This is a genomic window from Bacillus sp. MM09(2025) (assembly GCF_050496725.1).
Lineage (GTDB): Bacteria > Bacillota > Bacilli > Bacillales > Bacillaceae > Bacillus > Bacillus pumilus.
Window position 1 is genome coordinate 298240 of sequence record NZ_JBNWEN010000004.1, and the last position, 14915, is coordinate 313154.

General features: G+C 42.0%; 15 protein-coding genes. 7 read left to right on the forward strand and 8 right to left on the reverse strand.

Translation table 11 applies throughout. The features are described 5' to 3' along the window. Window positions 1–177 precede the first annotated feature (177 nt). The gene (locus ACQYAC_RS07740; protein WP_429943050.1) at window positions 178–453 is read left to right on the forward strand and encodes a YtzH-like family protein; all 276 of its coding nucleotides are present in this window, start codon (window positions 178–180) and stop codon (window positions 451–453) included. On the opposite strand, the gene ACQYAC_RS07745 is transcribed toward ACQYAC_RS07740, so the two are convergent. From ACQYAC_RS07745 to thpR, 4 genes are all read right to left on the reverse strand, one after another. Continuing rightward, window positions 450–1250 (reverse strand): phosphotransferase family protein, encoded by an 801-nt coding sequence (locus tag ACQYAC_RS07745; protein WP_180310346.1) that lies wholly within the window; start codon window positions 1248–1250, stop codon window positions 450–452. The genes ACQYAC_RS07740 and ACQYAC_RS07745 overlap by 4 nt on opposite strands. A 256-nt stretch (window positions 1251–1506) precedes the next feature. Further along, a complete protein-coding gene (locus tag ACQYAC_RS07750; protein WP_429943051.1) occupies window positions 1507–2436 on the reverse strand; it encodes a YegS/Rv2252/BmrU family lipid kinase in 930 nt (309 codons plus the stop codon). A 48-nt stretch (window positions 2437–2484) separates the two neighbouring features. After that, window positions 2485–3420 carry a hypothetical protein gene (locus ACQYAC_RS07755; protein ID WP_429943052.1) on the reverse strand — a complete coding sequence of 312 codons (936 nt, stop codon included), beginning with the start codon at window positions 3418–3420 and terminating at the stop codon, window positions 2485–2487. Window positions 3421–3445: 25 nt separating this feature from the next. Beyond that, entirely contained in the window at window positions 3446–3997 is a 552-nt protein-coding gene (thpR, locus tag ACQYAC_RS07760) for an RNA 2',3'-cyclic phosphodiesterase (RefSeq protein WP_429943053.1), read from the reverse strand. Between the two features lie 94 nt (window positions 3998–4091). On the opposite strand from thpR, the gene cysK reads away from it, so the two are divergent. Then, window positions 4092–5021, forward strand: coding sequence for a cysteine synthase A (cysK, locus tag ACQYAC_RS07765; RefSeq protein WP_429943054.1), 930 nt, complete (start codon window positions 4092–4094; stop codon window positions 5019–5021). A gap of 47 nt (window positions 5022–5068) precedes the next feature. Here cysK and ACQYAC_RS07770 read toward each other — a convergent pair whose 3' ends face one another. Both ACQYAC_RS07770 and pepV read right to left on the reverse strand, forming a co-directional pair. Continuing rightward, on the reverse strand, window positions 5069–5695 hold the full coding sequence (locus ACQYAC_RS07770; RefSeq protein ID WP_429943055.1) for a Type 1 glutamine amidotransferase-like domain-containing protein: 627 nt from the start codon (window positions 5693–5695) through the stop codon (window positions 5069–5071). A 22-nt stretch (window positions 5696–5717) separates the two neighbouring features. Then, on the reverse strand, window positions 5718–7118 hold the full coding sequence (gene pepV, locus ACQYAC_RS07775) for a dipeptidase PepV (protein WP_429943056.1): 1401 nt from the start codon (window positions 7116–7118) through the stop codon (window positions 5718–5720). A gap of 95 nt (window positions 7119–7213) precedes the next feature. Here pepV and ACQYAC_RS07780 point away from each other — a divergent pair, with 95 nt between their 5' ends. Both ACQYAC_RS07780 and ACQYAC_RS07785 read left to right on the forward strand, forming a co-directional pair. After that, on the forward strand, window positions 7214–8512 hold the full coding sequence (locus ACQYAC_RS07780; RefSeq protein ID WP_058015028.1) for an NCS2 family permease: 1299 nt from the start codon (window positions 7214–7216) through the stop codon (window positions 8510–8512). Between the two features lie 370 nt (window positions 8513–8882). Continuing rightward, a complete protein-coding gene (locus ACQYAC_RS07785) occupies window positions 8883–9104 on the forward strand; it encodes a DeoR family transcriptional regulator (protein WP_008356419.1) in 222 nt (73 codons plus the stop codon). Between the two features lie 69 nt (window positions 9105–9173). Here ACQYAC_RS07785 and ACQYAC_RS07790 read toward each other — a convergent pair whose 3' ends face one another. Both ACQYAC_RS07790 and ACQYAC_RS07795 read right to left on the reverse strand, forming a co-directional pair. Next, entirely contained in the window at window positions 9174–9890 is a 717-nt protein-coding gene (locus ACQYAC_RS07790; RefSeq protein WP_003217686.1) for a pseudouridine synthase, read from the reverse strand. 16 nt (window positions 9891–9906) lie between these two features. Continuing rightward, on the reverse strand, window positions 9907–11529 hold the full coding sequence (locus ACQYAC_RS07795; protein WP_429943057.1) for a putative polysaccharide biosynthesis protein: 1623 nt from the start codon (window positions 11527–11529) through the stop codon (window positions 9907–9909). A gap of 175 nt (window positions 11530–11704) precedes the next feature. Here ACQYAC_RS07795 and ACQYAC_RS07800 point away from each other — a divergent pair, with 175 nt between their 5' ends. The 3 genes from ACQYAC_RS07800 to opuD all read left to right on the forward strand — a co-directional run bounded on the left by ACQYAC_RS07800 (window position 11705) and on the right by opuD (window position 14843). Beyond that, window positions 11705–12976: an NAD(P)/FAD-dependent oxidoreductase gene (locus tag ACQYAC_RS07800; protein ID WP_429943058.1), complete on the forward strand. Its 1272-nt coding sequence runs from the start codon at window positions 11705–11707 to the stop codon at window positions 12974–12976. After that, window positions 12973–13170: a hypothetical protein gene (locus tag ACQYAC_RS07805; RefSeq protein WP_119125254.1), complete on the forward strand. Its 198-nt coding sequence runs from the start codon at window positions 12973–12975 to the stop codon at window positions 13168–13170. The genes ACQYAC_RS07800 and ACQYAC_RS07805 overlap by 4 nt, the downstream gene beginning before the upstream one ends. A gap of 140 nt (window positions 13171–13310) precedes the next feature. Then, window positions 13311–14843, forward strand: a complete 1533-nt coding sequence (gene opuD / locus ACQYAC_RS07810) for a glycine betaine transporter OpuD (protein WP_429943059.1) — start codon at window positions 13311–13313, stop codon at window positions 14841–14843. Window positions 14844–14915: the final 72 nt, after the last annotated feature.

Consider the following 14915-nt stretch of genomic DNA (forward strand, 5'->3'; position numbering starts at 1 on the left):
TCTATTTTCTTTACATTTTATCAAGATACCATGAAACATAAAGACCCGCAAGACGGCATCTTTATGCGCATACGAAAAAGACCAGCCCTTCGCTTGAGCTGGTCTGCCGCATGTATAAATTGGGCGCTGAATGCACAGTTTAACCACATAAATGACACGCAGAAAAGGAGCATACGTATGAGATTAAACCGTCAACATCAGCTTCAATTAATCAAAGATATTTTAACCGATCACCAGCTGGATTGCTGCGGGACTGTTGCAGAATATGAACAGGTGGGACGCGTGATTCAATTAATGCTGGCAAAAGAAGACCTTGATGCCGATATTCGTCAATTATTAACAGATATTTATGATTACAGCCAAAAGGGCACCTCTGTCAGTTCAATTGATGCACATATTGAGGCGCATCAATCGCATTTGTCAGAGTGGGTCGAGAATATTCCTCTCTCTTAATGAATGTTTAACCGCTGTAAAAGTGCGCTCAGCTCCGCTTGCACTTCTTGCTGTGCTTTTTCATTCCCTTTTCTTTTATGCCACACGACAAACGATACAGTTTCAGCGAGGACGTACCAAGCCATACGTTTTCGCAAATTGTCCGTCAGCGGGGCACCGTACATTGAGAGCCAGCTTTCCCAGTTCTCTTCCTCAACATAATGGTATAAAAGTGGTCCAAGATCAATGGCTGGGTCAGCAATCATCGCCCCATCCCAATCGATCAAGTAAAGCTGGTTTTCATCTGTCAGCAGCCAATTATTATGATTGAGGTCACAATGACACACGACCTTGTCTTCAAATTGAACTGCCTCCACATGCTTCTCTAAGTACTGGATGGCACGTGTGATGTCCGGAGAATCAATTTGCTCTTTTAATATGGACTGTTTTAAATGCTTCAGAATGGATGCTGGGTCTAGAGAGTGCTTCTCTAATCGTTTCAGCATATCAAGCAATTCTTTCGATGTATGAATTTTTCTTAGCTGCTCTGCGACAGGACGGTCATTCATGTCCTTTGGCTTCAGCTCTCTGCCGCTCAGCCAGTGCTGCGCAGTGATGACATCCCCATTTTCCATCCGTTTTGTCCAGACAAGCTTCGGCACAATGCCTTCAGCTGACAAAACCGCAAGAAACGGTGACGTATTGCGTTTTAAAAATAGCTTTTGGTCATTGTGTGTTGCGAAGTACGCATCTCCCGTAGCGCCTCCAGCAGGAGAGATGTGCCATTCGCTACCTAATATTTGTCCCAACCAGTTCATATCAATTTTCAACCCATCATTTCTTAAAATATTTTAAATCGTGCTTTTTTAGTCGACAAAATTCAGCCGATTGAAGGTCAATAGGCTGTTTCTTTTTTTATTTATATGATCATAAAAACAAAAAGGACAGCTATTGAGAATGAGATGCTAAACAATAGCCGTCCTATAGATTTTATCGTTACCTTCTTATACTCGTCAAGCAAAACTAGAAAATCAGGACAAGAACCTTATGACTAGGACATTCATGAGACATGGTTTAAGCACGTAATTTTAAAGAGCGATCACTCGCCTTCACAAAAACAGGCGTTGCACCGATCACTTCTCCATCTGCATGAAATAAGATTTTTCCGTCTGCCTCCAAGTACGCTTCCTCGTGCTGAAACAGGGTAACTCCCTTCATTCCAAGGTGCTTACGAAACACCATCGCACTTAGAAACAAGAGCACTTTGAATGGATTCAAATCTGTGACAACAAGCGTTTGAAAGCCTGGCTGTCTCGCGCTCACTTCTGGTGCTGCTTCCAGCCCGCCTCCGTAATAGGGGTGATTACAAACAATCACAAACCATACTTGGCGAAAGACCTTTTTCTCATTTTCAATAAACAGTGCAAGGTCGAACGGCTTAAAGGACCATAAAGAATGGAGAAATGACAGCGGGTAGATGATAAACCCCAGCCCCAGTCGCTTCAGCCACTTTCCCCCTCTAAAATGCACTGTTTTCCTTAGCACATGCGCATCAAACCCAGCACCGATATGATTGAGAAAGAGAACGGATTGTGCGCTTTCTGCGTGATCTTGAAAGGAGCCGAGAGAAAATGTTTTGGTGAGCATTCTCTTTTGCTTTCTCACTTCTTTAAGGACATCTTGACGATGGATGCCAAGCCCCTTCGCCGCATCATTCCAATGACCGGCGGGAACAAAGCTTAGCTGCACATGTTCCATTTTCTTTAAGCCATTCAGGACTTCATGAATGGTTCCGTCACCGCCAATGACAATCAGGCGCTTCAGCCTGTCATCTTGCATGGCGCTAATTTGTCTTGCCAATACTTCTGCATGACCTTCATGCTGGGTGAGAAACGATCGATATGAGATCTCCACCTTTTGTAGTTCTTTCTCTATGCTCCTCCATGTACGAAGTCCTTTTCCATGTCCTGCTGCTGGATTAACGATAAAGTACCATTCATTCATATATTAGCTCCACTCAGGTCTCGTTTTTCGTGACCATCCATTATGCCTTTAATCGAGCCATTCCTGCCTTCTTTTGCTGTCTGATTCACCATAAGCAAGCAATGCCTTTGTCGCCTTAAATTGCTGATGCTTTGTCGGCGCGGTATTTTTCCGCTGCTTTTCAAACCAATCTTCCGCCTTCTTCTTATCGACAACCTCCATCCCGTATGGAACTTCCGGTAAGTCAATATAAGAGGTACGGCTGATCAGGATTTTTTTTACAGGAAGATCGACTCCGCTTTGCTGTAAAATCTTTGTCACGACGGTGCCAGAGCGTAGAAGGCCTGCACAAGGATTCAAAACGGACTGAACCGCTTTCCCATTCGCCCGCTTTTCCCAAAAACGTTCCTTCGTTCCGATATATACGCTGTCAGGCTCTGCCTCTAAGAAGGATAAACAAATCACTTCCAGCGGCGTAATGAGGACTGTACATAATTCCATCTCTGCTTTTTGAATGAGCAGCACCGGCTTGTACATCACAAAATATGAATCCGGAAGCTGTCTAGCAAGCATGCGTAGCTTTTCATCATACCGAATATGATGAGAAACAGTCGAAATGTGGGAAATCGTCGAGCTCGCCCATTTTAATTGAACATCATATAGATGATCTTTAAAAAAAAGAATGAGCTTCGTTTCATCTGTAGGAACGTTTGTAAAGACACCTTGCTCTATATCTGTTGGCTCGTTAAAAAGACTCAGGTCCCGTTCCTTCTTCATATCGGCTGCTTTCGGCTTTCTCTTTAAGGAGAATTTCTTTCTCTTTTCCTCCTCTTGTTCAGGCACTTGTTCAGAGATTTGGTCAAATGAATGCTGCGTCTTCTCTTTAGAAGCTTTTTTTAACTCGTCCCACCTTTGCTTTTTCAAGCGAATGAATTGATTGATGTAGTGATGCGGGTCTTGTTCATATCGTGATATATAATCTTGAATTTTGATAATTTGCGCCATCTGCTGCTCACTCCAACTTTTAGAATCATTTATGTAGTGCAAATTGTTTGATTGCGTGATAACGCGGGGTTTCATTCGGACGTATTTCATATAAAGTCATATAAGAAACCTCTATCACGTATGGCTCTTTGCGTAAAGGCGCTTGTTCTGCAAAAGAGTGATCCGCGTTCCATTTGCGTGCAATCGTCATATGCGGATGAAACGGTCTCTTTTCAACAGGATGTCCTGCTGACAATACGGCTTTTTTCACCTTTTCTCTTAATTGCATGAGCGGTTCACTTTCATCAGGTTTTGCAAAAAAGACTCTCGGGCGCTCCTTTGTGCCAAACTGTCCGACCTCATTCAGCTCGATTGAAAATGCAGCAGTTTCCTTTGAGAGGATCTCAAGCAGCTCGATGATCTTCTTTAAGCGGTCATCTGGAATGGCCCCTAAAAAGATCAAGGTCACATGATAATCATGAGGTGCTGTCCATTTTTGAAAAGACAGTCCGCTTCTTTGATCAATGTCTTTTTTGATTTGATGCGCAAGCTGTTCAGGGATATGAATCCCAATAAAATAATGACGGTTTTCTGACACAATATCACCTGTCCTTTTTTAACAAACTTTACGAATCCCCATTGATGATAGTATAACTAAAGAAATGCGGAATGAGAAGAAAGGGTGTCACATGATGAGGGTTGCACAAAATATAGCTGAGCTAATTGGCGATACACCACTTGTTCAATTACAGAGGCTTCAGCCAGACAATGCAGCAGCTGTTTATTTAAAGCTGGAATCGTTCAATCCTAGCGGCAGTGTGAAGGACCGCGCTGCTTACAATATGATCGTCGAGGCTGAAAGACAAGGGAAGCTGACAAAAGGAGCGACCATTATTGAACCGACGAGTGGGAATACAGGGATTGGTTTAGCCATGAACGCAGCAGCTAGAGGGTATCAAGCCATCCTTGTGATGCCTGATACGATGACAAAGGAACGAATCAATATTTTGAAGGCTTACGGGGCGGAGGTCATTTTAACCCCAGGAGAAGAAAAAATGCCAGGCTGTATTCGCAAAGCAGAGGAACTGGCAGCTCAAATTCCTCATAGCTTTATCCCGATGCAATTTGATAATAGAGCGAATCCAGATGCTCATAGAGGTACAACGGCTGTTGAAATCATAGAAGCTGTCAAGCAACTTGGAAAGCCCCTTGGAGCCTTTGTCGCAACAGCAGGAACTGGCGGAACCATTACAGGCACTGGTGAGGAATTAAAGAAAGCATTCCCTCATTTGACCATACGTGTGGCAGAGCCGAAGGGGTCTCCAGTCTTATCTGGCGGGAAACCTGGCAAACATAAACTCGTTGGCACGAGCCCGGGATTTATTCCCCATATTTTAAACGAGCATGTCTATGATGAGATCGTGCAAGTAAGCGATGGAGATGCGTACACAATCACACGTCAGCTTGCCCGGCTTGAAGGAATTTTAGTTGGTCCATCATCTGGTGCAGCCTGCTATGCTGCAATTGAAACAGCCAAGCAATTGCCGTCAAATCAAATTGTGATCTGTATGACAGCAGATACAGGCGAACGATACTTATCAAGTGATGTTTTTCAAGATTAAAAAAGGAACAGGGCAATGATCCCTGTTCCTTTTTCTTCGTTTTGCGGTTAGGACGATTTAGCAGTGTTTATCACAGTCTGCTCCCCTGTGATGAGTAAAGCCTGTTCATCAGTAAGCGGGCATAAATCGAGCGTCTGCTCATACTTCTTTAGGATTTGCTGCGCAGCATCCCCTAAATAGGTATTGTGCACATGCGGTACTGGATAGCGGCTTACCTCATTGAAGCCTTGATAGGATGAAAGCTCTGGTGCCTTCTGCCGCTCATCCATCAAGGTGATATATTCAATGCTTGGCGCCATGATGATACTCCCTGCGGATTCGCCGATGTACAGCTTACCTTTTTTGATTTCTTCTTTCAGCACGTCATCGAGACCGTGCTTTCTCAATTCCTGCAGCAAATAAAAAGTGTTGCCTCCTGATACGTACACCACATCATTTTGTTTCATCATCTTTGTGATTTCTTCGGTAGACTGCTCAGCTATCTGAACGATTTCTAGCTGCATACCGAGTTGATGAAAGGCTTCTTTCGCTGCATCCACATAGTGTGTGACTTCTTCCACGGCACTGGCTGTTGGGAAAAATGTCACACGTTTCCCTTTTAACGATTCACCCGTAAAGTCAGACAAGAGAGAATAGCTGTCTTTGAATGAAGAGCATAAGAACATTTTTTTCACTGTGAATCCCTCTTCTCTTTTCTTATTTTGCCAATTCATACATGGCTTGTGCATATAGTGCGGTTGCTCTTAGTAGATCGTCGATTTCGATATATTCATCCTTCTGATGTGCACAATCTGGTCTGCCAGGGAAGAGAGGACCAAAGGCAACACCCGCTTCTAAAGATCTCGCATACGTTCCTCCACCAATCGCAATCAGATGAGCAGGATTTCCAGTTTGCTCCTCATATACCCGCTGCAATGTTTTCACAAGCGGATGATCTTTTGAGACGTGATGCGGAGGGCTGTCGTCAAATTTCAGAAGGGTAGCCCCTTTGATGCCTTCGATCCCTTTTTTAACGTCCTTGCCGTCTGCTGTCACTGGATAGCGGACATTTAATCCTAGCTTCGCTTCTTTGCCTTGTGTATAGCGGATTGTGCCAACATTTAAAGTTAAATCTCCGCTAATGTCATCTTTGCAAGCAATTCCCAGCTTTTTCCCTCTTGTATCCTGATCAAATAAAGCATTGATTTGAGAGGTAAACGCAAGCCCGCCTTCATCTAATTCTTGTCCACTTAGGAAATTGGCCATATGAATGCCCGCATTGATGCCATGCGCCGGCTCCATGGCATGAACTGATTCACCTTTTAATGTGAAATGCAGTCCATCCGCTGCATTCTTAACCTCACCTAATAATTGATTGTCAGCAAGATATGCTTCAAAAGCTGTTTTTAATGATTCAGCATCGTGTTCTTGTGCCGCTGTCACAGTGGCAGTTGCCTCATCCGGCACCATATTCAGTCGCATACCCGATGTAAATTGCTTGAGCGTATAACGCTGATGTTGTTCTGTATGTTGATATGTAAATGACACAATGGCATCAATAATCCCTTTTTCAGCATGAATAATCGGAAAATCAGCATCTGGCGCAAATCCAATTTGCGGCATCGCCTCATGCTTGAAATAATGGTCCACACATCGCCAATCACTTTCTTCATCTGTTCCAATGATCATTCGAATCTTTTTTGACAGCTTCATCCCTGTATCTTTTAACATCTTCAGTGCATAGAAAGCCGCCATGGTTGGCCCTTTATCATCAATGGCGCCTCGTGCAAATATTTTATTTTCTCTTATGTCTGCTGAAAATGGCGGGGTTGTCCAGCCGTCACCAGCAGGCACAACGTCCACATGGCATAGCACACCTACAATGTCTTCGCCTTCTCCATATTCAATATGACCTGCATAGCCATCCACATTCTTGACTGTGAAGCCTTCGTCTTCCCCTTTTTTCAGCATATACTGAAGGGCCTGATCGACTTTTTCACCAAATGGCTTTCCTTCTTTTCCACCTTCTTCATCAAGGACACTTTCAATTTGTAAAAAAGATTGTGTGTCCTCAATCAAATCGTCTTTTTTTCGTATGACTTCAGCTTCCCAATTCATTTTTTCCATTCCTCCTTGAAAAAAGGTTGCATTCCACCCATAAAACGAATATTATATTAATTGTTTTGTAATAATGTTCGTAAATGGAGGATTTTATGTTTCAGTTAAAAGAAAACCAAACCAACATAAAGAGAGAATTAATCGCTGGTATGACGACATTCTTTACCATGGTCTATATTGTTGCCGTTAACCCAGGAATTCTTTCAAAAGCAGGCATTCCTTTTGACCAAGTCTTCACTGCAACAATTATCGCTGCTGTCGTCGGTACACTCTGGATGGCATTATTTGCAAACTATCCGATTGCGATTGCGCCAGGTATGGGGCTGAATGTCTATTTCACCTTTACAGTTGTCGGTGGTGGCGGCATCAGCTATCAAACAGCATTCAGTGCGGTATTTGTTGCTGGTATACTCTTTATTATTTTATCGTTAACATCCCTTAGAAAACAACTGATTCAAGCCATTCCAGATAATTTAAAATACGGCATTACAGCCGGAATCGGGCTTTTTATTGCCTTTATCGGCCTCCGTCAGTCTGGAATTATCGCAGCTGACCCGGAAAATCTAGTGAAGCTTGGCAACTTAAGCTCGCCTGTTGTCATTTTAACGCTTGTCGGCTTAATGATCTCTGTTATTTTAATGGTACTTCAAATCAATGGCGCTCTGTTTATCGGCATGTTAGCGACGACATTGATTGCCCTTGTAACAGGACAGCTTCATTTCCCTAAAATGCTGATGGACATCCCTGCACTGCCAGAAGGTATGCTGATTACAAATCCATTCGCTGCCTTTGGTGATGTATTCTCTCATCATTTATATGCGGTCGTCTTTTCCTTCTTACTAGTAACGATTTTTGATACAACGGGCACAATGATCGGAGTGGCTGAACAAGCAGGACTCATGAAAAAAGGCCAGCTGCCAAAGGTACGAAGAGCCCTGCTCGCTGACTCTGCTGCAACGACGATTGGTTCTATGTTTGGAACAAGCCCAACGACAGCTTATATCGAATCATCATCTGGGGTTGCTGCTGGCGGAAGAACCGGGCTAACGTCTTTAACGGTCGCTGCACTGTTTATTGTGGCATTGTTTTTCGGCCCGCTCGTTCAGGCTATTTCTTCTTTACCATCCATCACATCACCTGTTCTCATCATTGTCGGGTGCTTGATGATGAACTCCGTGTCACGCATTCGCTGGAATGAGCTAGACGAAGCATTTCCTGCTTTTCTTGTGATTCTTTCCATGCCGCTGACATCGAGTATTTCAACCGGAATTTCACTTGGATTTATTTCATATCCACTTGTGAAACTGGCAAAAGGGAAATGGAGAGAAGTACATGTTCTTGTCCTTATCTTTGCCATTTTATTTTTCATTCAGCTCTTTTTCTTAGAAGGATAACAGAAACAAAAAAGGCACATTCTAACAAGGGATGTGTCTTTTTGAAATCAGTGAATTTTTATTTTGTAAATTTTCTGTGTTTCATTTTTGGACGTTTGAATGTAACAGCATTCTCTAAACCCCTTACTCCCATAGGGTTGTAACCGAATTCAAAACATGGTATATACCATATTTCGATTCATGAAGACAAGTTAAAAAAAACGTAAAGTTGACTTTTTGGTGGAACTAGATGCATAATAACGTGTATAATAGAATAAAACATTAAGAAACACGAACATTTACCATTGTTGCATGTCCTTATTTCGCAGTTTTAGTGTAGTAAGTTGTGGTTAGTCAAGTCCATCCGATCTTATTGATAGGGAGTGGTTTTTTGAAACCTTCAACAAACCGTATGATGACTCGAATAAAATCAGTCTATATGTTCATTCAAGAGAAAGGTCTTGTGACGACACAAGAGCTGGTTGATGAATTCGGGATCACACCTAGAACCATTCAAAGAGACTTAAACGTGCTTGCCTATAACGATCTTGTTCATAGTCCAAGCAGGGGCAAATGGGAAACAACAAGAAAAAAAGTAAAAATATCATCTTAAGCGTATAATGAACTGTCCATATAACAAAAAGAACCGGCCTATCGCCGGTTCTTTTCTTTTGTTCTACATCTATGGTCGATTGATTAAGCTGTCTAATTCTTCATCCGTCAATTCACGGTACTCCCCAGGCGCTAGATCTTCATCTAATGAGACAGCCCCCATCGAGCGTCTTTTTAAAAAGATGACTTCATTTCCCACTGCTTGCGCCATCAGCTTCACTTGATGGTACTTTCCTTCAGTAATTGTTAAACGGATGCGTGTATCTTCACTTTCATTCGCATCTACTTCAACCTTCGCCGGCTTCGTGCGGTAATCATCTAAAATCACAACACCCTCTTCAAGACGCTTGATGTCTTGATCTCCTAATGGATATTTCAAATGAACCTCGTACGTTTTTGGCACATGCTTTTTTGGAGAAAGTAATTGATGTGCAAGCTGTCCATCATTTGTGAGGAGGAGAAGACCGACTGTATCCTTATCCAGTCTGCCCACAGGAAATGGCTCCCTTGCGATATCCTCCGGCTCAAGTAAATCGACGACCGTTTCATCCCGCAGATCTTCTGTTGCTGAGATGACCCCATCTGGTTTGTTCATCATTAAGTAAATGAATTCTTTATACTCTACACGCTCTCCGTGTACGAGCACTTCATCATTCGATGGATCAACATGATCTTTCACCTGCTTCGCCAGTTCTCCATTCACGGTGACTGCCCGTGCCTTGACCAGCTTCTTTACATCTTTTCTTGAACCAAAGCCGCTGCTAGCAAGCAATTTATCAAGCCTCATGAAACTCCACCTCTTCTTAACTCTTTTTTCTTAAAAATTTCGGCATACGGCTGCCGAGTACACGCTCAAGTAATCCTACCTTATAAGATAGGAACAGATACACACCGCCACCAGTGATCATTGAAATCAAAATGACGATACCCGCATTAACAATTCCACCTTCATACGAAATCACTTGGCTCACAAGCTGACATGTCACATACGCCACTACAGCCATAATCGCAGTTAAAATACCAATGAGAATAAATCGTTTGAAAATCCTGCGGAACGAATAGCCTGCATGGCGCTTAATCATGATAAACATATACAAGATGGACGTACTATAGCCTAACGCAGTCGCAAGCACAGAACCATTTCCTTGCAGCCAGCTGATTAGCGGAATGTTCAGAACCGTTTTAATAATGATCCCTAACAACAGACTGACAATGGCAAATTTTTGTTTGTTAATTCCCTGCAAAATCGCTGCATTAATGGTGAATAAAGAAAACAATAACGCAACAGGTGCATACCAGAACAAAATTGACATCCCAATCTCAGGATGAACAGACGGATAGAAAAACCAATAAACCGGTCCAGCCAATGCCGAAATACCAAATGAAGCAGGAAGCACGAAAAATAAGATGACCTGCATTGTCTGATCAATTTGTCTATTGAGCAGCTTGTAGTTACGAGCTGTAAATGATTCCGTAATCGTTGGAATCAAGGTTAAGCCAAACGCTGTTGCAAGCGACACAGGAATCATCACGAGCTTCGGTAAATATAACGTCACAATAGACAATACCGCTGTACTAATATCCTGATGTCCTGATGCAATCATGGCTCTGTTAATCGTGTTTGTATCTATATAAGAATAAATTGGAATCGCCAGTCCAACAAACACATACGGTGCCGCATAGCTAAACAGCTCTGTAAACATTTGCTTATAAGATAAGTCGGAGGAAGCACCTGTATTCGGCTGCATCGATAAGAGCCGATCCTTGCGCTTCAGCCAATATAAATAAAGCGTGAATAACCCGCCAAATGCGCCGATAAGTGCTGCAAATGTTGCATAACCGATAGCAATGACAAGACCGCCGTCAAGCACTTTTAAAATAATAAACGTTGCTGTTAATAGGAAGATGATTCTAACAAGCTGCTCAATGACTTGAGAAACAGCTGTCGGTCCCATCATAGAGTGCCCTTGGAAGTACCCTCGCACAAGACTCATAATAGGTACAACCAAAAGACCTAAACTGACCATCCGAATCACATATACTACTTGATCGACAGTCAAACCGCCTGTTTCATTCGATCCGCCAAGCTGAATCTTGGCAAAAATCGGTGCGGTTAAATATAAAATAGAAAAGGCGATAATCCCGGTGACAAGCATGACCGACATACCCGCCCTGAACATTTTTCTTGTTGTCTCGTAATCGCCAATTGCATTATATTTAGAAACAAATTTTGATACCGCTGTTGGGAAACCAAGCGTAGCAATACTTAAAAAGATCGTATACTGATTGTATCCATATTGAAATAGCGCTCCACCAGTAGCTCCAACCATTGCGCTAAATGGAATTAAATAGATCATACCAAGAATACGAGAGAGATAAGTCCCTATTGTTAAAACCAACGTACCACGAAGCAGTTTATTAGACATGCGCTTAACCACCATTTTTCTAATGAATATTCAACTCAACTATTTTACCACATCATTTCGACGCACAGGTAACAAATCCAATACAGAAGGTACAAAACCAATCAATTCATATTTCAGCCTTCCCCAATTTTCGTTATAATAGATGAATGACTGAAAGCAGAAAGAGGAATGTAACATGAAACATTATGATGTCATTGTCATTGGCGGTGGACCTTCTGGACTGATGGCCGCGATTGCATCAGCAGAGCACGGTGCAACTGTTCTGTTAATTGACAAAGGAACCAAACTTGGCAGAAAGCTCGCCATTTCCGGCGGTGGACGCTGTAACGTCACCAATCGCCTTCCAGTAGAAGAAATCATCAAGCATATTCCCGGAAACGGCCGTTTTTTATATAGTGCATTTTCTGAGTTCAATAACGAGGATATTATTTCGTTTTTTGAAAACCTCGGCATTGAACTTAAAGAAGAAGACCATGGACGTATGTTCCCTGTCTCAAACAAAGCACAATCTGTTGTGGATGCCCTTTTAGACAGGCTCCGCAACCTCAATGTGATCATTCGAACGAATGAGAAGATTAAAACAGTTCTGTATCAAGACGGACAAGCAGCCGGAATTGTTACAAATAATGATGAAAAAATTTCTAGTAATGCCGTTGTGATTGCTGTTGGCGGAAAAAGTGTGCCGCATACTGGCTCTACTGGTGACGGCTATGCTTGGGCAGAAGCCGCTGGTCATACGATTACAGAGCTCTTCCCAACAGAAGTACCGGTCACATCAGATGAGCGTTTTATTAAAGAAAAAGTGCTCCAAGGGCTTTCTTTAAGAAGTGTGGCTGTCAGTGTTTTAAATAAAAAAGGGAAACCCGTCGTCACACATGTCATGGATATGATCTTTACACACTTTGGCTTATCCGGCCCAGCTGTTCTTAGATGCAGCGGATTTGTGGTGAAAGAATTAAAAAAACAGCCGACTGTCCGTCTGCAAATTGACTTATATCCAAAACTTAATGATGAGGAGCTTTTTCAAAAGCTACATCGAGACTTAAAAGAAGAACCGAAAAAGGCCATTAAAAATGTTCTGAAGTCTTGGATGCAAGAACGCTATTTATTGTTTTTGTTAGAAAGAAATGGTATTGATCCGCAAGACACATTTTCTGGTCTTGCTAAGGACAAACTGCGCGCATTCGTCCATGATTGCAAACATTTTATCGTTCATGCGAACGGGACCCTCTCTTTGGACAAAGCGTTTGTTACAGGAGGCGGCGTTTCTGTGAAAGAAATTGAACCAAAAAAAATGGCGTCTAAAAAAATGCCCGGTCTTTATTTCTGCGGAGAAATTCTAGACATTCATGGTTATACAGGCGGATACAATATCACCTCAGCACTTGTAACTGGCAGGCTTGCCGGTATGAATGCTGCACTTGAAGCAAAGGAGAGATTTTCATGATAAGACGTGCACTTCCGATTATCCTAGCAGTTGTGATTAGTTTGACAGCCGCTGTCTTCTTAAAATTGTCTATTACCCCGTTAAAAGTCGCAGTTGTGTTAGCCTTTACTATTTTCGCTGTTTGCTTAAAAGAATATGTCTACCGACTTCGCAAACGAATTGAAGAAAAATCATCTTCACATATCGATAGTTGATTAATGGAAGCAAAACATGTTACGGTAAAGTAGAGGTCGAGTGAGAAACTCGACTCTTTTTGTTTGAAAATAGTTGAGATAGGGGATATTAAACAAAATCCTCTGCTTAAACGTGTAGAACAACAGGAGAGTGAGATGGTGTGAAAAACGTATCAAGTGTATTTTGGATTGTGATTGCGATCACATTTGTTGCCGTTATGTGGGGAGCTTTTTCTCCAGAAACATTACAAAATGTCACAGATCAGATTCAAACTTACATTACAAACGACTTTGGCTGGTATTATTTGATAGTGATTTCACTACTTGTCGGCTTTTGTCTATTCTTTATTTTTAGTCCAATCGGAAAAATTACGTTAGGAAAACCAGGTGAAGAGCCTGAATTTGGCCTTTTTTCTTGGTTTGCAATGCTATTTAGTGCCGGTATGGGAATTGGTCTTGTCTTTTATGGGGCCGCTGAACCAATCAGTCACTATGCAATTCAATCACCAACAGGTGAGACTGAAACTGCATTAGCCTTCCGCGATTCCCTTCGTTATACATTTTTCCACTGGGGACTTCATGCATGGGCCATTTATGCGATTGTCGCATTATGCATCGCATACTTTAAATTTAGAAAAGATGCGCCTGGATTAATTAGTTCCACCTTATACCCAGTATTCGGAAACAGAATTCATGGATGGATTGGAAAAACAATCGATTGTATCGCAGTATTTGCCACAGTAGTTGGCGTAGCCACAAGTTTAGGGCTAGGTGCCGCACAAATTAATGGTGGATTAACCTATTTATTCGGCATTCCAAATAACTTTTTGACTCAGCTCATTATTATTGCGATCGTGACTGTTCTGTTCTTGATCTCTACTTGGAGTGGAATTGGTAAAGGTATTAAATATTTAAGTAATTCGAATATGATATTTGCTGCTATACTCATGATCTTTTTACTCTTTGCTGGACCAACTGTTTTTATTTTAAATTCATTTACAGATTCGATCGGACAATACTTATCGAATATTGTACAAATGAGCTTTAGATTATCACCAAATGATCCAGAAAAGAGAGAATGGATTAATGGTTGGACGATCTTTTATTGGGCATGGTGGATCTCTTGGTCTCCATTCGTCGGCATTTTTATTGCGAGAGTTTCGCGCGGAAGAACCATTCGAGAATTTTTAATTGGTGTCTTAGTGGCTCCTTCAATTCTCGTGTTCCTATGGTTCTCTATCTTCGGAGTATCAGCTATGGATTTACAACAAAAAAATATTATAGATGTAGCTGGTATGCCGACTGAAACGATGCTGTTTGGTGTTTTAAATCAATACCCGCTTGCCATGATTACGTCCATTTTGGCACTTATTTTAATTGCTGTATTCTTTATCACATCAGCAGATTCAGCCACATTTGTTCTGGGAATGCAGACAACCTATGGCTCATTAAATCCTGCGAATAGTGTAAAGATCAGCTGGGGCATTATCCAATCAGCTGTTGCTGCAGTGCTATTATTTTCAGGCGGACTTCAAGCCTTGCAAAATACAGCAAAACTCGCCGCCTTGCCGTTCTCCATTGTCATTATATTGATGGTTGTGTCACTGTACAAATCATTAAATGCTGAACGAAGAGCCATCAAACAAGCTAACAAAGTCAATAAACCAAGAAGTCCAAGAGTAAAAAAAGCATAAACGTGTATGAAAAAAGCCGTTCCTCATGTGAACGGCTTTTTTCTATACAAACAATTTAAGATTGTCATGCTC

Coding starts and splice junctions, on each gene's coding strand:
- ACQYAC_RS07740 (WP_429943050.1), top strand. CDS start 178: ATGAGATTAAACCGTCAACATCAGCTTCAATTAATCAAAGATATTTTA.
- ACQYAC_RS07745 (WP_180310346.1), bottom strand. CDS start 1,250: ATGAACTGGTTGGGACAAATATTAGGTAGCGAATGGCACATCTCTCCT.
- ACQYAC_RS07750 (WP_429943051.1), bottom strand. CDS start 2,436: ATGAATGAATGGTACTTTATCGTTAATCCAGCAGCAGGACATGGAAAA.
- ACQYAC_RS07755 (WP_429943052.1), bottom strand. CDS start 3,420: ATGGCGCAAATTATCAAAATTCAAGATTATATATCACGATATGAACAA.
- cysK (WP_429943054.1), top strand. CDS start 4,092: ATGAGGGTTGCACAAAATATAGCTGAGCTAATTGGCGATACACCACTT.
- pepV (WP_429943056.1), bottom strand. CDS start 7,118: ATGAATTGGGAAGCTGAAGTCATACGAAAAAAAGACGATTTGATTGAG.
- ACQYAC_RS07780 (WP_058015028.1), top strand. CDS start 7,214: ATGTTTCAGTTAAAAGAAAACCAAACCAACATAAAGAGAGAATTAATC.
- ACQYAC_RS07790 (WP_003217686.1), bottom strand. CDS start 9,890: ATGAGGCTTGATAAATTGCTTGCTAGCAGCGGCTTTGGTTCAAGAAAA.
- ACQYAC_RS07795 (WP_429943057.1), bottom strand. CDS start 11,529: ATGTCTAATAAACTGCTTCGTGGTACGTTGGTTTTAACAATAGGGACT.
- ACQYAC_RS07800 (WP_429943058.1), top strand. CDS start 11,705: ATGAAACATTATGATGTCATTGTCATTGGCGGTGGACCTTCTGGACTG.
- ACQYAC_RS07805 (WP_119125254.1), top strand. CDS start 12,973: ATGATAAGACGTGCACTTCCGATTATCCTAGCAGTTGTGATTAGTTTG.